The sequence below is a fragment of the Kaistella haifensis DSM 19056 genome (genome assembly GCF_000735695.2).
Classification (GTDB): Bacteria; Bacteroidota; Bacteroidia; order Flavobacteriales; family Weeksellaceae; genus Kaistella; species Kaistella haifensis.
In genome coordinates, this window is sequence record NZ_JASZ02000023.1 from 1 (window position 1) to 25,308 (window position 25,308).

Below are 25,308 nucleotides of genomic sequence, written 5' to 3' on the forward strand. Positions count from 1 at the left end.
AAAAAATTATGTATATCCGTTTTTACTCATATCGCTGTAATATTAGCAATAATGAGCCTTTCGAAAAGTTTGTCACCAAAATATCTTCGGTTTAGCTTATAGATAAACTCGTTGAGATATAGTTGAAGGTACTTTCTTTTGATTTTATGATAATTTCCTAATAGATTTCTTTTGGCGTTACTGATGGTAATATGAACCCATTTTAAGGTTTCATTGGTGGTTTCTTTATCAGATTTTTCCGTGATGTGTAGCTCAACAAAATCAGAAATATCAACGTAAGACGTGCTTTTATCTGTGAAAACAATGCTTTGATTATCAATCGATTCTTTGACGGTTTCGTTAATTTCCAAAGAAAGATGCGTTTCCAAAACCTTCGCCTTAAAATACCTGCAGGATTTTGATTTTTCACCTGTTTCCAGATTTTCCAAAGGAACTGATTCTGCCATTACCGCTACATTTTGCTTCCCTGCAGCACCTCTTCCGCGAAGACCTTTTTCTTGTTCTACCTCGCTGGATTCTACCGTAAAGTAGCCTTCATCAAACTCAATCATACCTTCCAGAGTATATTTTTCATCACGTGTTCCCATTGCTTTTCTTAGTTTATGAACCATTGCCCACACCGGTTCATAGCGCTTCAAACCCAATTGTTTCTGAATCTCCTTTGAAGAAAATCCTTTCTTGGTAACACTCATCAGAAACATCGTTTTGTACCAGATTAAAAAAGAAAGATTGGAGTTTTGCATGATTGTTCCGCTTTTCAAAGAGGTTCTGCTGCGGCATTTCTTGCATTCGTAAGTCCAAATGCTTTTAATCCAGAAATGCTCCTTGTGGCCGCATTTGCAAAATACTCCGATTTTGTCTCTCTGAGCCTTAAAATGAATTCTGCAATCTTCTTCTGTCCCAAAATGAGCCGTAAAACTAAATATATCCATATAATTACCTAAATTACAGTCAAATATAGTGAATTATTCCTAATTACGGATATTCATAAAAAAATTCCAAAAAAATCGTTTGGATTCATAATGATTTACGGAAAACGCACTTTCACAACTATACCGATGAAGAGATTCGGAAATTTTTCGGTTTTGATAAAATTTTGGTGATTTCTGAACAAATTAAAGCCGATTTTGAAAATTTAGCCCAAAATGAAGACCAAAAATCGCGAATTGTTCGAATTTACAATCCTTTAGACACGGAAGAAGTTATTTCTAAAAGTCAGGAAGTGGGAAGCGGGAAGTTGGAAGACCAACAACCCTTAACCAACAACGATCAACCGACTTTTGTTTCGGTGGGAACTGTTTTTCCGCAAAAGGGTTTTGATCGGTTGTTGAAAGTTCACAAACGTCTTCTGGAGGAAGGTTTTCAACATAAAATACAAATCGTTGGCGATGGTTACGATTTTGAAAACATCAAAAAATTACGATCGGAATTAGGCGTAGAAAACACTGCTGAAATGATTGGCTTTACCGATAATCCTTACCCTTATTTCAAAAATGCGGATTTTTATGTTTTGAGTTCGAGATATGAAGGTTTCCCGACGGTTTTGTTTGAAGCGATTACTTTAAAAAAGAAAATTATCGCGACAGAAGTTTCGGGAGTTGGTGAAATGCTGGAATACGGAAAATTGGGTCTCATGGTAGAAAATTCCGAAGAAGGAATTTATTCCGGAATGAAAAAAGCGCTTGAAAACCCTGAATTTTTCGAAAAATACAACCATAATTTGAATGATTACGAAATGCCATTTAATCTTGAAAATTCGGTAAAATCTATCCGAAAAATCATTGATAATCTTTAAATTTGTGTCATGCAAGGAAACCAATCGATCATCCAAAAAGATTTTTACCGGGAAAGCGGAAAATGGCTGTCTCCTGCACAAATTTGGGCAAAATGCATCAACCCGAACTTGCATTTTATTTATATTTTAAGAAAGGCTCAACAATACCGAAAAAACTCTATTTTGGGAGGATTTTGGCGACTGGTTTTGCGACATCATCAAATTAAATACGGTTTTCAAATCTATCCGGAAACGGAAATTGGGGAAGGTTTTTATTTGGGACATTGGGGAAGCGTCGTCATCAACCCGAAAGCGAAAATCGGGAAAAACTGCAATATCGCACAAGGCGTGACGATTGCGCAAGCCAACCGCGGAAAAAATGAAGGAGTTCCAGTGATTGGTGATGAAGTTTGGATCGGCACAAACGCGGTGTTGGTGGGAAAAATATCAATTGGCAACAATGTTCTGATCGCACCGAACGCTTATGTGAATTTCGATGTTCCTGATCATTCTGTGGTTATCGGCAATCCCGCAAGCATCAGTAGCAATACCAATGCTACAATGGGATACATTAATAATAAAATTTAATATTAAAATCTGTTAAATATTCGGGATTTAAATTTCTATACTTTACATTTGCAAAATAATTGATACCATCTATTGCTTTTGCAAATAACAACTACAAAATAGTATAATCCCACAAAAATTAAGCTATGAAAAAATCGTATGAAGTTATTTTCGAAAATAATAAAAAGTGGGTGGAATCTAAATTGGCCGAAAATCCAGATTTTTTCAAAATCCTTTCAGCCTCGCAAACTCCGGAATATCTGTACATCGGTTGCTCCGACAGCAGAGTATCGGCAGAGGAAATGATGGGAATGAAACCCGGCGAAGTTTTTGTAACCCGCAACGTAGCAAATGTTGTTAACACTTTGGACATGAGTTCAACTGCGGTGATTCAATATGCAGTGGAACATTTAAAGGTGAAACACATCATCGTTTGTGGACATTACGGTTGCGGTGGGGTAAAAGCAGCGATGACTGCAGAAGATTTTGGTTTGCTGAATCCTTGGCTAAGAACGATTCGGGATGTGTATAGATTGCACCAAGCCGAACTCGATGCAATAGAAGATGAAAATCTGCGCTACGAAAGGCTTGTAGAGCTAAATGTTCAGGAACAATGCATCAACGTGATTAAAATGGCCGTAGTGCAGGAACAATATTTGCTAGACGAATATCCGATTGTTCACGGTTGGGTTTTCGATTTGAAAACTGGAAAAATTATCGATCTAGAAATAGATTTTGAAAATATTTTGAAAGATATTCAGAAAATTTATAATCTGACGAACTCAAATTGGGTGATGAGCAGAAAAAACAATAAAAACTTCATTTGATAAAATGAAACTTTGGAGCATTATTACATTAACGGTATTTTTAAATTTCATGGCTTTACCAAGTATTGCCACGATTTTTAATTGGGATCTGCCCACCACCAATGTAATGATTTCCGAAGAAGAAACCCAACATTCGCCTTTGGTAATCAATGAAAAAACGATTCCGAAGACCCTATGTGTTCACGATTTTATCAAATTTCTTGATAGCGATCCGCTCAGCGCATCGTTTGTATTGACGGATGATTCTATTCATCTGACCCCTTTTCTTACCATATTTTCTCCGCCTCCAGAAGCTTAATTTTTTTAACGAAAATTAAAGTGCGATTCAACATGATATCTAATATCCTGTTGCTACGACTTTGTTTAAAAAAAATTACTTTTCACTTGCTTATTAAGTTGCTCGCCGAATTGTGCAATCCTAATATTTGGATTGTATGTAATCGCTTGGCTTGCAATTTAGCAGCACTATTTTTAATAAAAAAAAATGAAAAAAGCAATCTCATTATTTGGAGGAATTAAAGAAAATTTCCCTTCAGGACTTGTGGTATTTTTAGTGGCACTTCCATTATGTTTAGGAATTGCACTCGCATCGGGAGCTCCACCATTATCAGGAATTATCGCCGGAATCATCGGTGGTTTGGTGGTCGGTTTTTTAAGCAACTCCCATATTTCAGTTTCCGGACCGGCTGCCGGTTTAACCGCCATTGTACTCACCGCGATTACCGATCTTGGCGCATTCGAGCTATTTCTATGTGCCGGAATTATCGCCGGATTGCTTCAGTTAATTTTAGGATTTCTCCGTGCGGGAAGCATTTCAAACTACTTCCCGACTAACGTTATCGAAGGGATGCTTGCCGGAATTGGAATCATTATTATCTTAACCCAAATCCCTCACGCATTAGGTTATGACAAAGATTTTGAAGGAAACGAAACGCTGTTTGCCAACGGTTTTAACCCGAATTATTTCACTGAATTATTTTCCGCAATTCATCCGGGAGCTGTTATCGTAACTTTAGTTTCGGTGGCGATTCTTATCGCTTGGGACAAAGTTCCTGCGCTGAAAAAAATCAAAATGATTCCCGGTGCTTTAGTTGCGGTGGTAGCCGGAATTTCACTCAATTATATTTTTAAAATCACAGGAAGTTCACTGGAAATTGGCCCAGATCACTTGGTTTCTTTACCCGTGCCGCAAAGTGTAAATGATTTCAAAAATATGATCGTATTCCCTGATCTTCAAGGATTTTTAAACCCAAAAGTTTGGATAGTGGGAGCAACGATCGCCATTGTCGCTTCCATTGAAACCCTCCTTTGTATTGAAGCTTCGGACCGATTGGATTCTCACAGAAGAATTACCGATACCAACCTCGAACTTCGCGCTCAAGGAATTGGAAACCTCATCAGCTCAGCAATCGGTGGCTTACCGATGACTTCCGTAGTGGTGAGAAGTTCCGCCAACGCAAATTCAGGAGCAACGTCCAAACTTTCAACAATGATTCATGGTGCGCTTCTATTAATCTGTGTGCTTACTATTCCTTTTATTTTAAATTTAATTCCACTAGCTACTTTGGCTGCAGTGCTGATTTTAGTAGGGTATAAACTTGCGAAACCTGCTACCATTATGCATTTTTGGCATAAAGGGAAGTATCAATTTATTCCATTTATCGCTACCATAATTGCAGTAGTTTCATTGGATTTATTAAAAGGAGTTGGAATCGGATTACTGATTTCGGTATTCTATATACTTCAGGGAAATATGAAACGTGCATATTATTTAAGCCGCGAGGACTTAGATGATGCGGACGATATCACCATCAAGCTGTCCGAAGAAGTTTCCTTCCTGAACAAAGCCGCCATTAAGAAAACACTTAAAAACGTGAAACCTAACTCCAAAGTTTGTATTGATGCGAGCTCCACTTCTTATATCGCAACCGATATTTTGGAAATGATTCAGGATTTTGCAAATATTAGAGCCAAAGAAGATGATATCGAGGTACAACTAATTGGCTTCAAAACTTCCTACAAAGAATTTGATGAGGACAGTGATTCTCACATCATCGTTGCGCACCGACGTGCGATTTAATTAAAAAATTATTAAGAAAAGAAAATGAAAGCACATACTTTAGAAACTCAATCGACCACAACTCCCGAAAAAGCCCTTCAATTTTTACAGGAAGGCAATCAAAGATTTGTACATAATTTAAAAGTAAACAGAAATTTATTAGAACAAGTAAACGATACCAGAAGCGGACAGTGGCCTTTTGCAGTAATATTAAGCTGCATCGACAGTAGAACATCTGCCGAACTGATATTTGACCAAGGTTTGGGCGATATTTTCAGCGTGAGAATTGCAGGAAACTTCGTCAACCAAGATATTTTAGGATCGATGGAATTCGGATGTAACGTTGCCGGAGCAAAATTGGTCGTCGTTTTGGGACATTCGAAATGTGGAGCGCTGAAAGGTGGACTGGATGCAGCGAAGATAGAAAACCTGGGAATGGAAAATCTCAATCACCTGATCGGGAGATTCGATAATTGCATCAATCATGTGATCAAAGAAGATGAAGAAAGATCCTCATCAAACGAAGATTTGCTCGAAAGACTGAATATCTGCAACATCCAAAACGCCATTTCGGAAATTCGCAAACAAAGTTCCACTTTGAGCAAAATGGAAGAAGAGGGCAAAATAAAAATTGTTGGTGCCAATTACTGCGTTGAAAGCGGCGTGGTAACCTGGTTATAGGAGTTCTATTTCCCATTGAACCCTGTCATGGCATTTTGAATTCCCGCGAAAACAAAAGAAAGACATGCCTTAGAAAACTTCTCGATTCTTTCGGGAAGTTTTTCTTTTTCTACCTCATTCCATTTTCCTAAAACATAATCTACTTGTTTCCCTTCTGGAAATTCGGCGGAAATCCCAAATCGTAAACGTGGATAATTCTGCGTTTGTAATTGTTCCTGAATACTTTTCAGCCCATTATGTCCCGCATCGGAACCTTTCATTTTCATCCTTAATGTTCCAAATGGCAACGAAAGATCATCAGTGACAATCATTAAATTTTCCACCGGAATATTCTCTTTTTGAAGCCAGAATTTCACCGCATTTCCTGAAAGATTCATGTACGTATCGGGCTTCAAAACAAACACTTTTCGTCCTTTATATTTCCCTTCTGCTACAAGACCAAAATTGGCGGGTTTAAAAGAAACTTCCAACGTTTCCGCAATTTTATCCGCAATTTTAAAACCAATATTGTGGCGCGTTTCCGCATATTCATCTCCTTTATTTCCTAAACCTACAATCAGGTATTTCATGACAATAATTTATTTAATGTTAAAGTTCCAAAAATTATCCTTTTTGGGAATTTTCAAAGTAATTTGATGGCAAAATCCTGTTTTTACCGTTTAATTTGAGCAAAAGTAATCTTTTTCCGAAAACCGATTTTCCTAAAATTACTTGGTTAAAATTCGCTCCAAAACGGCATTCACTTCATCTACATGTTGCACATTTTCTTTTCTCATCATCAGTTGGCTGCCTTCCGCGGAATGTTTTTCTTTCAAAGTAGCCTCTTTCGGATTCTGGCTTAAATAAGAAATAAGATGTTTAAACTTATCGCTTTGGTAGAATTTATCCTGCGGATTTGGCGGGAAATACCCAAGGAAAATCCCGTTTTTCACCACAATTTTATCGAATCCAATTTCTGCGGCAATCCATTTTAATTCTACACTTTTCAAGAGGTTTCGCGCTTCAGCCGGAAGTTTTCCAAAACGGTCTTCCAATTCATTTTCAAACTTCTTCAGATCTTCTTTACTTTGAATTTCGGCCAGTTTTTGGTATAGCGAAAGTCTTTCTTCAATGCTTTGAACATAAAAATCAGGCAGCATCAACTCCAAATCGGTATCAATATTCACTTCTTTGGTCGATTTAAAGAGCTTTTTGCGGTCTTCTTCATTATCAAATAAATCAGAGAAATCATCATCATTTTGAAGTTCTTCCAACGCTTCCTGCATGATTTTTTGGTAAGTATCAAATCCCATTTCGTTGATGAAACCACTTTGTTCGCCACCCAACAAATCGCCTGCTCCACGGATTTCCAAGTCCTTCATCGCAATCTGGAAACCGCTTCCCAAATCTGAAAATTGCTCAATTGCTTCCAATCTTTTTCTCGCATCCGACGTCATCATATCAAAAGGTGGCGTAATCAAATAACAAAACGCTTTCCTATTACTACGCCCAACTCTACCGCGCATTTGGTGCAGATCCGCCATCCCGAAACGTTGTGCATCATTAATGAAAATGGTATTCGCATTCGGAACATCTACTCCACTTTCCACAATCGTTGTCGAAACCAAAACATCGTATTTGCCTTCCATAAAATCGAGGACATTTCGTTCCAATTGCTTTCCTTCCATTTGTCCGTGACCGGTAATTACTCTTGCATCAGGAACCAATCTTTGGATCAAACCAGCGATATCTTTCAGGTTTTCAATTCGATTATTGATGAAATAAACCTGTCCATCACGCTGAAGTTCGTAAGAAACTGCATCTCTGATGATTTCCTCATTAAAACCTATAATACTCGTATCAACGGGTTGCCTGTTTGGTGGTGGTGTTTTAATCACCGATAAATCCCGTGCGGCCATCAAAGAGAATTGTAACGTTCTCGGAATCGGTGTTGCAGTAAGGGTTAACGTATCAATATTATTTTTTAAAGTTTTGAGCTTGTCTTTTACGGAAACTCCGAATTTATGCTCTTCATCGATGATTAAAAGTCCGAGGTCTTTAAATTTCACACTATTTCCAACCAACTGATGCGTTCCGATGACAATGTCGATTTTCCCTTCTTCAAGGCCTTTCAAGGTTTCGTTTTTCTGTTTTGCTGTTCGAAAACGATTCAAATAAGAGATATTCACCGGGAAATCTTTCAAACGCTCCTTAAAACTTCGGTAATGCTGAAAAGCCAAAATGGTGGTCGGCACCAAAATCGCAACTTGCTTACCGTCTGTGGCGGCTTTAAAAGCGGCTCTCACTGCAATTTCAGTTTTCCCGAAACCTACATCACCGCAGATCAAACGATCCATCACGGTATCGTTTTCCATGTCTTTTTTTACGTCCAACGTCGCTTTTTCCTGATCCGGAGTGTCTTCATAAAGAAAACTCGCTTCCAACTCATTTTGTAGATAAGAATCGGGAGCGAAGGCAAAACCTTGCGCCGTTTTTCTTTGTGCATAAAGCTTGATGAGGTCAAAAGCAATTTGCTTAACCTTCGCTTTGGTTTTTTGTTTTAAATTTTTCCAAGCCGGAGAACCGAGTTTACTGAGCACAATTTCGCGTCCGTCGGGGCCGTTGTATTTGGAAATTTTATGAAGGGAATGAATCGAAACATACAGCAAATCACCGTTTTTGTAAACCAATTTGAAACATTCCTGAACTTTTCCGTTGTTGTTCACTTTCACCAAACCCATGAATTTTCCGATGCCGTGATCGATGTGGGTAATGAAATCGCCAACTTTCATTTGCATTAAATCTTTCAGCGTAAGTTGTTCGGATTTTGCAAACGTATTTTTAGCTTTAAATCTTTGGTAACGGTCGAAAATCTGATGATCCGTATACACCGAAATGCGGTGATGATGATCTACAAAACCCTCATGAAGTTCAGATTTAAAAGATTTAAAAGGAATTTTTTGATCCTCACCAAAAGCTCCAATTTCCTCAAAAATCGCTTTCAAGCGCTCTTTTTGTTTCTCGGTAGAAAAGGAAATCCAAAGATCAAAACCGGCATCTTTTTTCTCGTTCAAATCTTCAATCAGCAACTCGAAATTTTTATGAAAACTCGGTTGTTGCGTTTGTGGAATCTCTATTTCATAAATATTTAAATCATTAAATTTCAAAGGATTAATGGTAAAATCAATGCTTTTGAATTTCCGATAATCCGCCATCAAAACTTCTTCCGAAAGAAACAATTCTTCCGGTTTTCTATGACTGATTTCTTTGCTTAATGTTTCAAATTTTTCGCAGGCTTTTTCATAAAAATCTTTCGTTTTCCGAAATCCGAGAAATGCGTTTTTGGAAACCACCAAACTGTCTTTTGGCAACAAATCGAAGAAAGAAACTTTGCTTCCGGAAGCCGCAAAATTCATATTAGAAACCAACTGAAATTCGTTTACTTTTCCATTGGTAAGCTGCGTCTCAATATTAAAAGTTTTGATGCTTTCAATTTCATTTCCGAAAAAAGTAATCCGGTAAGGCTCTTCATTAGAATACGAAAAAACATCGACAATTCCGCCTCGAACCGAGAATTCGCCCGGCTCGGAAACAAAATCCGTCAAGCTAAATCCAAACTGTTGCAAAAGTTCTTCCGTGAAATCGAAATCCAAACTTTCGCCGACTTTTATTCGATGAGAAATTGCTTTAAAATCTTCCTTTTTCAATACTTTTTCCGTCAAAGCGGAAAATCCTGCCACGATAACTTTCGGTTTTTTTCCGGAGTTTAACTTATTGAGAACTTCTGTTCTTAAAACAAGATTTGCGTTTTGAGTTTTCTCGATTTGATAAGGCTCCAGATGAGTTGCCGGAAAATACAGCACGTTTTCTTTTCCTAGCAAATCCTCCATTTCAGCGGTAATATAGAGCGCCTCTTCCTTGTCTTCAATAAGAAAAAGAATCGTTTTTTGTTGAGACAGAAACAATTCGGCAGTAAAAACCGAAGGTGCAGATCCTGCAAAACCTTTCACCGATATATGCGAATGTTGATCTAAGTTATTGAAGATTTCTTTTCCGAATTCGTTGCGCAACGTATCGGGAAGAAATGTCTCATTGATGGGCTTTAACTGCATTTTTTATCATTAAATATAAACAACAAAAGCGATTTCGGGATAATTCCGAAACCGTTTTTCTGATCACAAATTTACGCATTATTTTCGAGTTTTGTTTTTTATTATGAATTGCATAAAACATAAATAATACACCCCTTTTTTAAACATTAATCTTTCATAATCACAAATAAGCATAATAAATGTTAAAACAAACCCATTATGATTTCGTGGCACAATGTTTGAAAAACTCCATCCTATCAACTTTAGTTGAAAAAAAAATATTATGAAATCTATTCTTCAAAAAAAACAAACCCGAAATTCAATTTTCAAAGGAACCGCAAAATTAATCGCATTATTCCTTTTAGTATTTTCTGTGTTTTCACTAAGTTCTTGCAGCCGTGACGATGATCCTGCTGACAACGATTTCTTCGCCGGAACTTACAAAGGAAGCATTAGTTACAACGACGGAACCAACTCGATCAGCAAAGACAACGGAAGTGTTTTCGTAACTAAAATCGCGAGCGGAACCAAATACAACTTCAGATTTTCCGATTCAATTCCTGATCTTAATGGAATAGAATTCGAAAAAAACGGTGACAACGTTTTGGTAATGGTGGGTTCTACCGCAACTTCTTATATTAGAATCGACAACAATGAGTTGAAGATTTTATACATCGCAGATGGAAAAACTTGGACTGCAAACGCAACCAGATAATCTCAATTCATTTAAAAAGAAAAAACTGTTTCAGCGATCTGAAGCAGTTTTTTTGTATTTTTAGAAAAAATTATTTGATGAATTTCTCTTTAAAATTAATAACATTCTTGGTGTTGATTTTTGCCATAACAAGCTGCAGAAGCGACTCCCAAGAAAATTCACGAGCTTATGCGGAAGGAAAAATTATCTTCAACAACATCGATTTGCAAAATTATCGACTGAAAATTACCGTTCAAGACAAAATTGTTGCCGAAACCATGATCGATGCAGACGGAAGCTTCAAACTTTCGGGACCGATTTCTGGCGAAGGATTTTCCATTGTTTCAACAGAGAAAATTAGGTCTTTTAATACAGATAAAACCGGACTAACTTTATCGGCAGATTCCTTTAAAATAAATGTTCCGAAAGGAATTACTTACCTGAAGTTTAACGAAATTGTACTGGAGAAATGAGAAAATTTGCTGCTTTATTTTTATTTTTTTCGTTGATGGTTTTTTCTCAAAGGAACAAAAACAAACTCGACGTGGTTTCTAATATCGATGTGAAAGTAATCGCGATGAAACCTCTTGGAAACAATTCTTTGGCTAAAGATCTGCAGCCTTTTTACGGATTTAGTTTCGGTGGAAATCTGATGACGCCGATTAATTTTGGAATTGGGATTGATTACAGCGAACTTTTCTCGAATGTGCAATATGGTCATCAAAATATTTATGGAAACATCGGATCGCCTAGACTGAGCCAGTTTGAGGTTTTCCTCACTCATCGGGAAAATATTTCTGAAGAATTTATGGTCGAAGAAATGGCGGGTTTCAGCTACTACCGTTTTTCGAATACTTTCATCAATCAACAAATGGAAAAACACAAGGATCAAGCAATGGGCTTCAACCTTGGTGGTAAAGCGATTTATGTTTTAGATGGGCCACAACAGGTTTTCGTAGCCGGAAAAATCAATTTTTATAACGGTAATGTTTACAATGAAAATCCGGAAATTGAGAAATATTATAACCGATCAACTTTCTTGAGTTTGAGTTTGGGTTATCGTTATCAATTTTAAAATTTAAACTTCAATAGAAATATTTCCAAAAACCTTTAAATTTGCTTCATGCTAAATTTCATTAAGAAAAAAATCGCTTTAATCTGGGCAAAAAAGCACGTGAAAGAAGCCGAAATATACAAACAAAACGCCGTTGAAGATCAAGAAAAACTCTTGTTATCTTTAGTAAAAACTGCGGAAAAAACCTTGTTCGGAAGAGAACATCAATTTGAAAATATTCAGGATGTTCAGGATTTTCAAAAACAGGTGAACATTGCCGATTATGAAGAACTGAAACCCTACATCGAACGCGTAAAAAAAGGACAACGAAACATCTTCTGGACCGAAACTCCCGAGTATTTTGCGAAAACTTCGGGAACTACTTCCGGCGCGAAATACATCCCGATTTCTAAAGAAGGAATGCCTTACCAAATTGCGGCAGCGCAAAGTGCGATTTTTCATTATATCAATCAGAAAAACAATTCTGATTTTGTTTCCGGGAAAATGATTTTCTTGCAAGGAAGTCCGGAATTAGAAGAAATCAACGGCATCAAAACGGGAAGACTTTCCGGAATTGTGGCACATCATGTCCCGAATTATCTTCAAAAAAACCGTTTACCAAGTCTGAAAACCAACCTCATCGAAGATTGGGAAACCAAAGTGGACGAAATTGTCAAGGAAACCGAAAAGGAAAACATGACGCTGATTTCGGGAATTCCACCTTGGTTGATCATGTACTTCGAAAAACTCATCGAAAGAAATGGAAAAAAAATCACCGAACTTTTCCCAAATCTTCAACTCATCATCACCGGCGGCGTGAATTTCGAACCTTACCGCGAAAAAATGAACGAACTTTTGGGAAAACCCGTGGATACGATTCAAACTTTTCCGGCGAGTGAAGGATTTTTTGCATTCCAAGATGATTACCAAAAAGAAGGTTTACAACTTTTGACCAATCACGGAATTTTCTACGAATTTGTTCCTTTGGAAGAATACGGAAAACCGGATGCGAAAAGATTGACTTTAAAAGACATCGAACTTCACAAAGATTACGCATTGATTTTAACGACTAATTCCGGACTTTGGGCGTATTCGATCGGCGATGTGGTACGTTTTATTTCAAAAAAACCGTATCGAATCGTAGTTTCAGGGCGCACAAAACATTTTACATCAGCTTTTGGTGAACATGTAATTGCGTTTGAAGTCGAGGAGGCGATGAAAGCTACGGTGGAAAAATTTCCGGCGCAAATCACAGAGTTTCATTTGGCTCCGCAGGTGAATCCACAAGAAGGTTTGCCTTATCATGAATGGTTTATCGAGTTTGAAAAAGAACCGGAAAATTTGGAAGATTTCCGCCAAAACCTGGATGCTGAAATGCGAAAAAGAAATGTGTATTATGATGATTTAATAACCGGAAATATTTTGCAAGTATTGAAAATCACCAGATTACAGAAAAACGCTTTTCAGGATTACGCAAAATCGGAAGGAAAACTCGGGGGACAAAACAAAATTCCAAGATTAGCAAATGATCGAAAAATTGGGGATTTTTTGGAGACACGATCTTATTTAGATTTTAAATAATTTTCTATCTTTGATCAATATTCCATTAAAATGAATTTAGATATTAACATAGAAACCAAAAAATTGGCACTTATTCAGTGGTTAACTTCATTGAACGATGTTTCTATGATTGATAAGATCATGGAACTCAAACAAGAAGAAACGAAAGATTGGTGGAACGAAATTTCTGATGAAGAAAAAGAATCGATTGAAAAAGGCTTATCAGATGCTGAATCTGGAAAGCTAACACCGCATTCTGAAATAATAAAAAAGTATGAAAAGTGGTTATAGAATTTTTTGGACTGAACATGCATCCTCTGAATTAGATCAAACCATTCAATATTTACAAACAGAATTTTCTGCTAAAGAAATTTCAAAACTTTTAATTAAATTAGAAGAAACTTTAGAACTAATTTCTATTAATCCTAAAATATTTCCCATTTCTGATAAAAAAGGAATTCGCAAAGCAATCCTGCTTAAATACAATTCCATCTATTACCGCGAAATCAATAATACTGTAGAAATTTTATCTTTCTTCTCTAACAGACAAAATCCTACAAAGAGAAAAATTTAATTATGCACTCACAAACTTTAGTCCGACAACGGAAGCAATTAAAGTACACACGAAAAAAATTCGCCAAAAAGTAGCAGGTTCATTAAAAATAAATATTCCTGCTAAAACACCGCCAACAGCGCCAATTCCTGTCCAAACCGCATACGCAGTTCCTATCGGAATAGGATTGTGGCCAATGGAAATCGCTTTGCACATCAAATACATACTGATGAAAAGCGAAAGCACAAAACCGCCCCACCAGAAATAACTTTCGCGGCCGGTGGTTTCCTGCGCTTTACCAAGACAAGTCGCAAAACCGGTTTCAAATAAACCTGCGATGATGAGGATAATCCAATTCATGCTTCAAAGATAAGTTTTTAAAAAATTCCCAAAAACTCTTCGTCAAGATTTACTTAGATTAATTCTGAAAAATTACATTTGCAAAATGATTTCACTCACGCCCGTACAAACGTTAAAGATACCAGAATTTCGAAACTTAATGTCCGGAAGATTTTTCCTGGTTCTTTCGTTCAGAATGCTTGCAACATTGATGGGATGGTGGATTTATCAACTCACCAAAGATCCTTTTGCTATCGGGCTTATCGGCTTGTCGGAGGTTATTCCTGCAGTTTCAACCGCTTTGTACGCCGGACACGTGATTGATAATTCGGAGAAAAAGAAATTGCTGTTAATCTGCAATTACGCTTATGTATTCCTGATCAGTTTATTGATTATTCCGGCATTTTTTGGTAATGAATTATTACATTTCGACAATAAAGAAATTTCGTATTTCATTTATGCAGTCATCTTTTTCACCGGATTTTGCAGGGCTTTTTTAGGACCAATTATCCCCTCGATGATCCCCAAAATCGTATCCAAAGATGTTCTTCCGAATGCCATTACCTTAAATCAAGGAACTTTTCTTACGGCATCGGTAGTTGGTCATGCTTTGGGCGGTTTTCTAATTCATTGGATTGATATTTCCGGAACCATTTTGGTGGTGGTGGGTTTAATGATTTTTTCATCGGTTTTCTTTTGGATGATCAAAAAACACCCATCAGAAAATACTCAGAAAGAAATTGGGGTGATGCAAAGTATGCGAGAAGGAATTACCTATATTTATAAAACGAAAGAAATTCTAGGCGCACTTTGTCTGGATATGTTTGCGGTACTTTTTGGTGGTGCTGTGGCAATGATTCCTGTTTTTGCAACAGATATTTTGAAAGTCGGTGCAGAAGGTTTCGGTTTGCTGAATGCGGCATCAGATATTGGTTCAATGTGCATTATTGCGTTTCTGGCTTTTGTTCCTTTAAAGAAAAACCAAGGTAAAATTCTTTTGGCTGCAGTTGCAGGATTTGGGTTGTGCATCATTGGTTTCGGACTGTCAAAATGGTATTGGCTTTCCTTCTTTTTTTTGGTTTGCAGCGGAATGCTCGATGGTATTTCTGTGGTCATCCGTGGTACTATTGTGCAGCTGAAAACACCAGATTATATCCGCGGAAGGGTTTTAAGCGTGAATTCAATTTTTATTATGTCGAGCAACGAAATGGGCCAGTTTGAAAGTGGACTCGCAGCGAAGCTTTTGGGCGTCGTACGATCGGTAGTTTTCGGTGGAAGCATGACGATTTTAATCGCTTTACTCGTAGGAATCACCGTTCCAAAGCTCAGAAAAATGCAATATTAAACCGAACTTTTTCTTGACTTTTATTTTTCTTTTCCTTAAATTCTTCTTGATTTATCAACATTGTAAATTATTGATAATTAAATATTTAATTACTTAAAAAAGAGAATTGTTGATTACTATCTGATTTTAATTTTTTAAAAAAACTATCTTTGCCCTATGGCACAAAAGGAAACATTATCTTCACTCATTCACGGCAATTTCGCAAAAGAACTCTCTATTTCGGATGGTAAAATGCCACCGAACGCTGTAGAATTCGAGAAATTGGTAATCGGTACCTTCTTGATCGACAAGAAAGGTCTCGATTATTCCATCGATCTCCTTACGGCCGATGTATTCTATGATCCTCGTCATCAGGAAATCTTCAAAGCCATCCTCAAATTATACGAAGGAAACCATCCTGTAGATTTGATGACCGTTATTCAGGAACTCAAAAAAACCGAAAGATTGAGCTCTGCTGGTGGCGATCATTACATTATTGATTTAACGATGGGTGTTTCTTCCAGCGCTCACATTGAATATCATGTTCGTGTAATTCTTGAAAAATTTATTTTAAGAAGTTTAATTAATGTTTCTGCCAACGTTATCGACAGTTCTTACAAAGAATCTACCGATGTTTTTGAACTTCTCGACAAAGCGGAACAATCGTTTTTCGAAATCACAAACGGAACCATCAAAAAAGGTTTCGACACAGCAAATACTTTGGTAAAACAAGCAATTGAAACCATAAAATCTTTAAAAGACAAAGAAGGAATCTCCGGAATCCCATCTGGCTTCAGAGATATCGACAAAGAAACAGGTGGTTGGCAAAAATCGGATCTCATCATCATAGCGGCGCGTCCTGCGATGGGGAAAACTGCATTTTTGCTTTCTATGGCGAGAAACATCGCTGTTCAGCACAAAATTCCATTGGCTTTATTTTCATTGGAGATGGCGTCGGTACAATTAATCACCCGGATGATTGCTTCCGAAACCGGAATTTCATCGGAAAAATTAAGAAAAGGACAAATGACCGATGAAGAGTGGCAAAGGCTTTTCAGCAACGTATCCGAACTCGAAAACGCGCCTTTGTATATCGACGAAACGCCTTCGCTTTCTGTTTTTGATTTCAGAGCAAAATGCCGAAGATTAGTGATGCAACATGGGGTAAAAATCATCATGGTTGATTACCTTCAACTGATGACTGCGAACAGCGGAAAAGGCGCCGGAAACCGGGAACAGGAAATTGCAACCATTTCTCGTTCCTTAAAAGCCATCGCAAAAGAACTTGATGTTCCTGTAATTGCGCTCTCGCAACTTTCCAGAAGTGTGGAAACGCGTCCCGGAAAAAGACCGATGTTATCCGACCTTCGTGAATCCGGAGCAATTGAGCAGGATGCGGATATCGTGTCTTTTATTTTCCGTCCGGAATATTATAAAATCACTACTTGGGACAACGATGAAGACGGGGCAGAAACTTCTACCGAAAATCAAGCCGAGTTGATTATCGCAAAACACCGAAATGGTGCTACAGCAGACGTGAGAATGTCTTTCTTTAAAAATATTGCAAAATTCGCCGACCTCGATTTATTCGGAAACAATTTCGGTTATCAATCATCGAATTTCGGACAACAGGATCAACCAAGCGGTTTTGAAAAAATAAAAGCAACCATCGATCCGGGAGCAGCTTTCGACCTTCCAAATAATCAAAATTTGTCGGGTTCCGCCATGAATGATGACGATGATTCTGATGAGTTTCTTTATTAAAATTTAATCGATTTCATTTTCATTATAACTCACCACTTTTTTTATTAAATCTAAAACATCAACTCAATTGAGGATAGAAATCTTTACAGATGGTGCCTGCAGCGGAAATCCAGGAAAAGGAGGGTACGGAATCGTGATGAAAGTTCCTGAAAAAAACTATGAAAAAAGATATTCTAAGGGTTTTCGGCACACCACCAATAACCGGATGGAACTTTTGGCTGTAATTACCGCTTTGGAAAAACTGAAATCAACCGAACACGATATCCATATTTACACCGATAGCAAATACGTTTCCGATGCCATCAACCAGAAATGGATTTTTGGTTGGATAAAAAAAGGATTTAAAAATGTAAAAAACCCTGATCTGTGGAAAAGGCTAATTCCGTTATTAAAAGCCCATAAAATTACTTTTCACTGGGTGAAAGGCCACGCCGGACATCCCGAAAACGAAATCTGCGACCGGCTCGCCGTGGAAGCCGCGCAATCCTCTGACCTCGAAATTGATGCATATTTCGAACGTCCAACGGATGAAGGGTTGTTCTAAAATTACAACATCGCGCTTCCGTCTTCCTACTTTTTTCTATCTTTGAAATATGAATTACATCGAGGCGTTGCAGAAACGGTATTCTGTAAAAAAGTTTAACAAAGAGATGAAAATTTCAACGGAAGTTTTACAAAATATCCTTGTCGCCGGTCAACTTTCGGCAAGTTCCCTGGGACTTCAACCGTACAAAATTTTTGTAGTTGAAAGCGAAGAGATTAAAGAAAAACTGGTTCCGGCATTCAGAAATACCTCTCAGATTTCCACTTGTTCACATTTAATCGTACTGGTTTCTAAAAAAAGCATCGAAGAAAAATATTTGGACGGATATTTCAAACATATCACCGAAGTACGTTCTGTTCCCCTCGAAAGCCTTGATCTTTTCCGAAAAAGCATCGATTTTTATATTAATTCTCTTTCGCAAGAAGAGCAACTACAGTGGAACGAAAAACAAGCCTATATTGTTTTGGGACAGCTGATGTTTGCGGCGGCATTGGAAGAAGTTGATAGTTGCCCAATGGAAGGTTTCGACGAAAATATCATGAATGAGATTTTGAATCTCGATTTCGCTACAGAAACTGCTACTGTAACATTGGCTTTGGGATACCGCGCTGAAGACGACCATTTTCAAAATTTAATAAAAGTGAGAAAACCGAACGAAAAACTTTTCAAGTTTTTGTAACTTTATTCTTTCACAAATTTAAGGCACATAAAAAATGATAAAATCTGATGTATTGGTAATAGGTTCGGGAATCTCTGGGTTGTCTTACGCCATCAAAATTTCTGAACAGATGCCCGATGCCAAAATCATCATCGTTACGAAAGCCGATGAAGACGAAAGCAACACCAAATATGCGCAAGGCGGATTAGCAGTGGTAACAGACTTCGATAAAGACAATTTCCAAAAGCATATCGACGACACCATGCGTGCCGGGGACGGTGAGAACAACCGCGAGATTGTAGAAATGGTGATCAAGGAAGGACCTGCGAGATTCCAAGAGTTGGTGGAATGGGGAACACAATTTGATAAAGAAAAAGACGGCGACTTCAAACTCGGGCGCGAAGGCGGACATACCGAAAACCGCATTGTCCACCACAAGGACATCACCGGTGCAGAAATTGAACGCGCATTATTGGAGACCATCCGAAAATCCGAAAACATTGAAATGCTCGCCCACCATTATGTGATTGATCTAATTACCCAACACCATGTTCCGGGAAAAGAACTCAACACCGATGACATTTCCTGCTACGGTGCATATATCTTGGATGAAAAATCGAGAAAGATTAAAAAAATTACCGCAAAAATCACCTTGGTAGCAACGGGTGGAGCCGGACACGTTTACAAAAACACCACCAATCCCATTATCGCTACAGGAGACGGAATTGCCTTTGTACATCGTGCTCGCGGAAAGGTTTCTAATATGCAATATTATCAGTTTCACCCTACGGCACTGTATTCCAAAAGAGATGGTATGCTTTTCCTGATTTCTGAGGCGGTTCGTGGTGATGGAGCAAAACTTCGCCTGAAAAATGGTAAAAAATTCATGCATAAATATGATGAACGCGAGGAACTGGCTTCCCGCGACATTGTAGCAAGAGCAATAGACAACGAACTGAAAATCAGCGGTGATGAATTTGTAGGACTCGATTGTCGCGAGATGAATCAGGAAAAATTCAAGGAGCATTTCCCAAATATCTACCAAAAATGCCTGGACGAAGGAATTGATCCGTTTAAACAACTGATTCCGGTAGTTCCTGCTTGCCACTACCTTATGGGCGGTATAGAAACCGACCGCAATGGACAAAGTTCCATAAAAAATCTCTTTGCAGTAGGCGAATGCACCAATTCCGGACTTCATGGAGCGAACCGACTGGCGTCCAATTCACTATTGGAAGGATTGGTTTTCGGACATAACGCAGCCATGAAAACGGTGGAACTGTTGAATATTAATGATTTTAATTTTGACGATCTAAAAGCCGTACCGGAATGGAACGAAGAAGGTATGAAAATGATGGACGAAATGGTGATGGTTTCCTATCTCCGCAGACAGCTTCAGGAAATGATGAGCGACTTAGTAGCCATCGTACGGAGTAACGCCCGTTTGGAACTGGCACAAAAAAAACAGCGTGAAATATACGAAGCCGTAACAGAACTCTACAACTATTCCATCATGTCCCCACAGCTTTCTGAACTTCGTAACCTAGTGAATGTAAGTTATTTAATTATAAAACATTCCCTTCAAATGAAAGAAAATAAAGGAAGTTTTTATAATAAAGATTTGGCACAAAAGCCGTTGACTATTTCAAATTTATAACGACCAGTTCCACCAAACTAATAGATAATAGACTTCCGTACCTATAATTTACAAATATGAAAAGACCATCTTACGCAACCGATAAAGCTTTAAAACAATTTATAAAATCTGCACTGGAAGAAGACATCCGCGATGGCGACCACTCTACCCTTTCCACAATTCCTGCGGATTTGGAGCAGCAGGCAAAACTTTTGGTAAAGCAAGACTGCATCCTTGCGGGAGTTGAACTGGCAGAAATAATCTTCAAAACTTTCGATAAAAATATGAAGGTTGAAGGATTTATTAAAGATGGCGAACCTGCGAAAGTGGGCGATATCGCTTTCATTGTCAGCGGTAAAGCTCAATCGATACTCCAAACCGAGCGCTTGGTGCTGAACTGCATGCAACGAATGAGCGGAATTGCGACTCTTACCCACGACTGGGATTCTAGACTTTTAGGAACCAAAACCAAACTTTTAGACACACGCAAAACCACTCCCAATTTCCGTATCTGTGAAAAATGGGCAGTTGCAATAGGTGGCGGAACCAACCATCGATATGGGCTTTACGACATGATTATGCTGAAAGACAACCACATCGACTACAACGGAAGTATTACCAATGCCGTAAAAATGACAAAAGAATACATTAAAAAAAATAAATTGAAACTGAAAATAGAGGTCGAAACCAGAAATCTAGAAGAGGTAAAAGAGGCTATTGATGCTAAAGTGGATCGCATTATGCTCGACAACATGGATGTTCAAACCATGAAAAAAGCAGTGGAAATTATTGGTGGAAAATGCGAAAGCGAGGCTTCAGGAGGAATCACAAGAGACATGCTCAAAGATGTTGCTTCTACTGGAGTAACCTACATTTCCGCAGGAGCACTTACTCATTCGGCAGAAAACATGGATTTAAGCTTAAAAGCAATGAAATAAGCGATATTATTTTCTGCATAATTTGTAATTTTTAGCATTTTTTTTTAAAATATTTATTGTTCATAAATTTTTGATTAAAGCAAGATAACGAGAGCAACCTATTGTATAGTAATAATTTAGGTGATTACAAAACGCAATTTCAAAATTTAACAATTTGTTAATCAATGTTAAATTTATTTATCATATTTTTGCGCCATCAAAGAAAATTTATAAACTAATCTATAATCAAAAAAATGAATTTCAAACCTTTGAAAAAATCGATGCTTACGGTAGTACTTACACTATCTACAGCAAGTGTTTATTATGCACAATCTGCTAAAGACACTGTGAGCAGAGAAAAAGACATTGAGCAGGTTGTTTTAACGGGTGTTGCAGACCTCGCGAAGGACAGAAAAACTCCGGTTGCTGTTTCTACAATCAAAGAAGCCCAAATCATTGAAAAACTAGGAAATCAGGAATTCCCTGAAATCCTTAACACTACACCTTCTGTATATGCTACTAAAGGCGGTGGGGGATTCGGAGATTCCAGAATCAACGTAAGAGGATTTGATCAGGTGAATACTGCAGTTCTAATCAATGGGGTTCCTGTAAACGATATGGAAAACGGAGCTGTTTATTGGTCTAACTGGGCAGGACTTTCTGATGTAACTTCAGCAATGCAAGTACAAAGAGGTCTTGGTTCTTCTAAGTTAGCGATCGCTTCTGTTGGTGGAACAATTAACGTTTTAACAAGAGCAGCTGACAAGAAAAAACAAGGAAACGTAACTGTTGGTATTGGTAACGATGGCTATCACAAGTCATTATTTTCTTATAACACCGGGAAATCAGACAAAGGTTGGTCTTCTTCATTCTTAATGAGTAGAACCGCTGGATCAATGTATGCTGATGGAACTGAATTCGAAGGGTATAACTACTACTTCGCTTTAGGTTTCAATCCTAATGCTAAACATGATTTACAATTTACTATTACCGGTGCGCCTCAATGGCACCACCAAAGATCTTATTCTCCAACAATTGCAGAATATTTGAAATATGGTGAAGACGGGGAACCTAACAGAAAATATAACTTAAACTGGGGATATTTAAACGGGAACGAGTATTCTTTCGCTAGAAACTATTACCACAAACCAGTAATGTCTTTGAACTGGGATTGGAAAATGTCTGATGCATCTAAATTATCAACCGTTGTTTATGCTTCTTTCGGTAGAGGTGGTGGAACTGGTACTTTGGGTAGAGTAAACAACAAAACAGAAAACGGCTTTAGAACGGCTGAAGGCTACATCGATTTTGATCAAATCGTAAGAGAAAATGCTGCAATTGCAACTCCTGGTTCTGGTGCTAATTCTGTTTTTACAAGAAGAGCATCGATCAACTCTCACAACTGGGTTGGTTTAATCTCTAGTTTCAACCACAAGATCAATGACAAATTGAATTTCTCTGTTGGGGTAGACGGAAGATATTACAAAGGTATCCACTATAGAGTTTCTTCTGACTTACTTGGAGCAAACAGTATTTTAGATAATTCAGATATCAATAATCCTAACAGAAGATTAACCAATACTTATGCAGCGAATCCAAACTGGAATCCTTTCGGAAGTAAAACAAACGAAGAAAAAATCGTTTATTACAATGATGGTATCGTAAATTGGCTTGGTGGGTTTGGTCAACTAGAATATTCTAATGACAATCTATCTGCATTCGTTCAAGGATCTGTATCTAACCAAAGTTTCCAAAGAATTGACTACTTCTTGTATACACCAGAATTACAAAAAACTGATAAAGTAGATTTAACAGGTTACAATGTTAAAGGAGGTGCAAACTACAACATATCAGAAAAAAGCAACGTATTTGCTAACATCGGATATTACGAAAGACAACCATTCTTCGGAGCTGTTTTCTTAAACAACAGAAACGACATTAACCAAAACCTTACCAACGAGAAAATCTTCTCTACTGAAGTAGGTTACGGATTCAGATCAACTTTCTTAGATTTAAACGTAAACCTTTACAGAACTTCTTGGGATGATATCTATAAAAGAATCTCTTACAGAGACGCTGTAGCTAACAAAACATACTACGCAAGTGTATTGGGAATTAATGAAATTCACCAAGGTGTAGAATTGGATTTTGTTGTAAAAGCTATCGAAAAACTTAGAATTAATGGTATGCTTTCTGTTGGAGATTGGTATTACAACAAAGACGTTACCGCTTCTTTTGTTGATGATGAAACAAGAGAAGTTGTAAGAGAAGGTAAACTTCTTATTAAAGATGTAAAAGTTGGTGATGCTGCACAACTTACAGCTTCATTGGGTGCAGACCTAGATGTAACAGATTGGTTTGCCTTAGATGCTAGCTACAGATATGCAGATAACTTGTACTCAAGCTATGATCCTGCTGCAAGTGTAGATAACAGAAGAGAAGCTATCAAACTTCCTGGTTACGGTTTATTAGATGCTGGTGCTTCTTTCAGATTCAAATTAAACAACCAAAACGGTTTAAAATTCCGTGTAAATGTTAATAACATTCTAGATGAAACTTATATTGCAGAATCTAGAACAAGTATCTTACCTACTGATAAAGTAAGTTCAGCAGCTAATGCACAAACTTATGAACAAGCAGGAAGATTATATGATGGAATCGCTGATGGAAACCAAGTATACTTCGGATTCGGAAGAACTTGGAACGCTTCAGTAACCTTTACTTTCTAAGAAATTAACACTTATAAAACTCCAAATCCCGGCTATCAGTCGGGATTTTTTATATCTTTGTAAATAACTAAAATTAATTATTATGGATTTCAACACTATGCTTCAGGCACATCGCGGCTTTGCTTATTTAATCTTATTGTTAACCGCTGTGTTCGTAGTAGCTTTACTCGTAACCATGTTCGGATATTCTGGGAAAATCTCAAAGCTTCTTAGAAAATCTACACTTTTTACCATGATTTTCTTTCATACCCAAGCGTTAATCGGTTTGGTAATGCTATTCTTCTTCTCTCCGGGCTTTAAAGCGGCTAAAGAAGCAGGAACTTTAATGAAAGATGCCGTTTCCAGAAACACCTACGTTGAGCATCCAACGGCCATGATTATTGCAGCAGTATTGCTGACAATCCTTAATAAAAAATTCAAAACCAACGATACCTTGAAAATGAGCTGGGTAATTCTTGGCTTTGTAGCCATCGCATTGATGCTTTGGGCTTTTCAATGGAACCGACTTTTCGGAGCCTAATTTTTTTTACAATTAACTCTTATTAAATCAATGAAAATAGCTGTAGTAGGCGCCACAGGAATGGTGGGCCAAGTGATGTTAAAAGTATTAGAAGAAAGAAATTTCCCCGTAACTGAACTTATTCCAGTTGCATCTGAAAAATCTGTTGGTAAAAAAATCAGTTTTAAAGGAAAAGAATATTCCATCGTTTCTATGCAAACTGCGATCGACATGAAACCGGAAATCGCGCTTTTTTCAGCTGGTGGATCTACTTCTTTGGAGTTCGCACCTCAATTTGCTGAAGCAGGAACTACGGTAATCGATAATTCATCAGCATGGAGAATGATAGCTGATAAAAGATTGGTAGTTCCGGAAATCAATGCGGATATCCTTACCAAAGACGATAAAATTATTGCCAACCCGAACTGCTCAACCATTCAATTGGTGATGGTTTTACATCCTTTAAATAAAAAATACAACCTGAAAAGAGTTGTTGTTTCCACTTACCAATCGGTTACAGGAACCGGCAAAAAAGCCGTAGATCAGCTGAATGCAGAAATCAACGGTAATCAAGGTACGGAAATGGCTTATCATTATGAAATCTTCAAAAACGCATTGCCACATTGCGATGTTTTTGCGGAAGATGATTATACCAAAGAAGAATTAAAACTTATGACTGAACCTAAAAAAATCATGGGGGATGATAGTTTCAACCTTACCGCAACAGCAGTTCGTGTTCCTGTTCAGGGCGGACATTCCGAAAGCGTAAACATCGAATTTGAGAATGATTTCGATTTGAATGAAATCCGCAAAATACTTTCAGAAACTCCGGGCGTTGTAGTAATGGATGATGTGAAAAACAAAATCTATCCGATGCCACTTTATTCCGAAGGAAAAGATGAGGTTTTTGTTGGAAGGATCCGCCGGGATTCTTCCCAACCCAATACCCTAAACTTGTGGATTGTAGCAGATAACCTCAGAAAAGGAGCTGCAACCAACGCCGTTCAAATCGCAGAGTACCTCTTGGAAAACAAACTCATTTAATAACAATGCTCAGGT

At 37.7% G+C, this 25,308-nt stretch carries 25 protein-coding genes; 21 read left to right on the top strand and 4 right to left on the bottom strand.

Annotated elements, in window-relative coordinates; all coding sequences use genetic code 11:
- Window positions 1-26: 26 nt before the first annotated feature.
- Window positions 27-932 carry an IS1595 family transposase gene (locus tag AP75_RS10020; protein WP_031501506.1) on the bottom strand — a complete coding sequence of 302 codons (906 nt, stop codon included), beginning with the start codon at window positions 930-932 and terminating at the stop codon, window positions 27-29.
- 167 nt (window positions 933-1,099) lie between these two features.
- On the opposite strand from AP75_RS10020, the gene AP75_RS10025 reads away from it, so the two are divergent.
- From AP75_RS10025 to AP75_RS10050, 6 genes are all read left to right on the top strand, one after another.
- Window positions 1,100-1,795 carry a glycosyltransferase gene (locus AP75_RS10025; protein WP_242589801.1) on the top strand — a complete coding sequence of 232 codons (696 nt, stop codon included), beginning with the start codon at window positions 1,100-1,102 and terminating at the stop codon, window positions 1,793-1,795.
- Between the two features lie 9 nt (window positions 1,796-1,804).
- Complete coding sequence (locus AP75_RS10030) at window positions 1,805-2,362, top strand: serine acetyltransferase (protein WP_088264538.1); 558 nt, start codon at window positions 1,805-1,807, stop codon at window positions 2,360-2,362.
- Window positions 2,363-2,487: 125 nt separating this feature from the next.
- Entirely contained in the window at window positions 2,488-3,168 is a 681-nt protein-coding gene (locus AP75_RS10035; protein WP_031502773.1) for a carbonic anhydrase, read from the top strand.
- A 4-nt stretch (window positions 3,169-3,172) separates the two neighbouring features.
- Window positions 3,173-3,466 carry a hypothetical protein gene (locus AP75_RS10040; protein WP_031502771.1) on the top strand — a complete coding sequence of 98 codons (294 nt, stop codon included), beginning with the start codon at window positions 3,173-3,175 and terminating at the stop codon, window positions 3,464-3,466.
- Window positions 3,467-3,652: 186 nt separating this feature from the next.
- Window positions 3,653-5,248 (top strand): SulP family inorganic anion transporter, encoded by a 1,596-nt coding sequence (locus tag AP75_RS10045; protein WP_031502769.1) that lies wholly within the window; start codon window positions 3,653-3,655, stop codon window positions 5,246-5,248.
- 24 nt (window positions 5,249-5,272) lie between these two features.
- Window positions 5,273-5,908 (top strand): carbonic anhydrase, encoded by a 636-nt coding sequence (locus AP75_RS10050; protein ID WP_031502767.1) that lies wholly within the window; start codon window positions 5,273-5,275, stop codon window positions 5,906-5,908.
- Between the two features lie 5 nt (window positions 5,909-5,913).
- Here the strand turns inward: AP75_RS10050 and pth are convergent, their stop codons facing one another.
- Window positions 5,914-6,477 (bottom strand): aminoacyl-tRNA hydrolase, encoded by a 564-nt coding sequence (gene pth, locus AP75_RS10055; RefSeq protein ID WP_031502765.1) that lies wholly within the window; start codon window positions 6,475-6,477, stop codon window positions 5,914-5,916.
- Between the two features lie 138 nt (window positions 6,478-6,615).
- Window positions 6,616-9,999: a transcription-repair coupling factor gene (mfd, locus tag AP75_RS10060; protein ID WP_031502763.1), complete on the bottom strand. Its 3,384-nt coding sequence runs from the start codon at window positions 9,997-9,999 to the stop codon at window positions 6,616-6,618.
- Window positions 10,000-10,261: 262 nt separating this feature from the next.
- On the opposite strand from mfd, the gene AP75_RS10065 reads away from it, so the two are divergent.
- The 6 genes from AP75_RS10065 to AP75_RS10090 all read left to right on the top strand — a co-directional run bounded on the left by AP75_RS10065 (window position 10,262) and on the right by AP75_RS10090 (window position 13,860).
- Complete coding sequence (locus AP75_RS10065; RefSeq protein ID WP_185116479.1) at window positions 10,262-10,693, top strand: hypothetical protein; 432 nt, start codon at window positions 10,262-10,264, stop codon at window positions 10,691-10,693.
- A gap of 77 nt (window positions 10,694-10,770) precedes the next feature.
- Window positions 10,771-11,145, top strand: coding sequence for a hypothetical protein (locus AP75_RS10070; protein ID WP_088264540.1), 375 nt, complete (start codon window positions 10,771-10,773; stop codon window positions 11,143-11,145).
- A gap of 35 nt (window positions 11,146-11,180) precedes the next feature.
- On the top strand, window positions 11,181-11,747 hold the full coding sequence (locus tag AP75_RS10075; protein WP_143755852.1) for a hypothetical protein: 567 nt from the start codon (window positions 11,181-11,183) through the stop codon (window positions 11,745-11,747).
- Window positions 11,748-11,795: 48 nt separating this feature from the next.
- Window positions 11,796-13,307 carry a GH3 auxin-responsive promoter family protein gene (locus AP75_RS10080; protein WP_088264541.1) on the top strand — a complete coding sequence of 504 codons (1,512 nt, stop codon included), beginning with the start codon at window positions 11,796-11,798 and terminating at the stop codon, window positions 13,305-13,307.
- A 30-nt stretch (window positions 13,308-13,337) separates the two neighbouring features.
- On the top strand, window positions 13,338-13,577 hold the full coding sequence (locus AP75_RS10085) for a hypothetical protein (RefSeq protein ID WP_088264543.1): 240 nt from the start codon (window positions 13,338-13,340) through the stop codon (window positions 13,575-13,577).
- Window positions 13,561-13,860, top strand: coding sequence for a type II toxin-antitoxin system RelE/ParE family toxin (locus tag AP75_RS10090; protein ID WP_031502755.1), 300 nt, complete (start codon window positions 13,561-13,563; stop codon window positions 13,858-13,860). The genes AP75_RS10085 and AP75_RS10090 overlap by 17 nt, the downstream gene beginning before the upstream one ends.
- On the opposite strand, the gene AP75_RS10095 is transcribed toward AP75_RS10090, so the two are convergent.
- Window positions 13,861-14,199 carry a DMT family transporter gene (locus AP75_RS10095; RefSeq protein WP_031502754.1) on the bottom strand — a complete coding sequence of 113 codons (339 nt, stop codon included), beginning with the start codon at window positions 14,197-14,199 and terminating at the stop codon, window positions 13,861-13,863.
- A gap of 85 nt (window positions 14,200-14,284) precedes the next feature.
- Here AP75_RS10095 and AP75_RS10100 point away from each other — a divergent pair, with 85 nt between their 5' ends.
- The 9 genes from AP75_RS10100 (at window position 14,285) to AP75_RS10140 (ending at window position 25,293) form a co-directional block, all read left to right on the top strand.
- The gene (locus AP75_RS10100; RefSeq protein ID WP_088264545.1) at window positions 14,285-15,523 is read left to right on the top strand and encodes an MFS transporter; all 1,239 of its coding nucleotides are present in this window, start codon (window positions 14,285-14,287) and stop codon (window positions 15,521-15,523) included.
- A 156-nt stretch (window positions 15,524-15,679) separates the two neighbouring features.
- Window positions 15,680-17,266, top strand: a complete 1,587-nt coding sequence (gene dnaB, locus AP75_RS10105; RefSeq protein ID WP_088264547.1) for a replicative DNA helicase — start codon at window positions 15,680-15,682, stop codon at window positions 17,264-17,266.
- A 67-nt stretch (window positions 17,267-17,333) separates the two neighbouring features.
- Window positions 17,334-17,810: a ribonuclease HI gene (gene rnhA / locus AP75_RS10110; protein ID WP_031502174.1), complete on the top strand. Its 477-nt coding sequence runs from the start codon at window positions 17,334-17,336 to the stop codon at window positions 17,808-17,810.
- Between the two features lie 49 nt (window positions 17,811-17,859).
- Complete coding sequence (locus AP75_RS10115; RefSeq protein WP_031502175.1) at window positions 17,860-18,489, top strand: NAD(P)H-dependent oxidoreductase; 630 nt, start codon at window positions 17,860-17,862, stop codon at window positions 18,487-18,489.
- 34 nt (window positions 18,490-18,523) lie between these two features.
- The gene (nadB, locus tag AP75_RS10120; RefSeq protein WP_031502176.1) at window positions 18,524-20,125 is read left to right on the top strand and encodes an L-aspartate oxidase; all 1,602 of its coding nucleotides are present in this window, start codon (window positions 18,524-18,526) and stop codon (window positions 20,123-20,125) included.
- 56 nt (window positions 20,126-20,181) lie between these two features.
- Window positions 20,182-21,042: a carboxylating nicotinate-nucleotide diphosphorylase gene (gene nadC / locus AP75_RS10125; RefSeq protein ID WP_088264549.1), complete on the top strand. Its 861-nt coding sequence runs from the start codon at window positions 20,182-20,184 to the stop codon at window positions 21,040-21,042.
- A gap of 233 nt (window positions 21,043-21,275) precedes the next feature.
- On the top strand, window positions 21,276-23,750 hold the full coding sequence (locus tag AP75_RS10130) for a TonB-dependent receptor (RefSeq protein WP_031502665.1): 2,475 nt from the start codon (window positions 21,276-21,278) through the stop codon (window positions 23,748-23,750).
- A gap of 82 nt (window positions 23,751-23,832) precedes the next feature.
- Window positions 23,833-24,270 carry a hypothetical protein gene (locus tag AP75_RS10135; protein WP_031502663.1) on the top strand — a complete coding sequence of 146 codons (438 nt, stop codon included), beginning with the start codon at window positions 23,833-23,835 and terminating at the stop codon, window positions 24,268-24,270.
- 30 nt (window positions 24,271-24,300) lie between these two features.
- On the top strand, window positions 24,301-25,293 hold the full coding sequence (locus tag AP75_RS10140) for an aspartate-semialdehyde dehydrogenase (RefSeq protein ID WP_031502661.1): 993 nt from the start codon (window positions 24,301-24,303) through the stop codon (window positions 25,291-25,293).
- Window positions 25,294-25,308 lie beyond the last annotated feature (15 nt).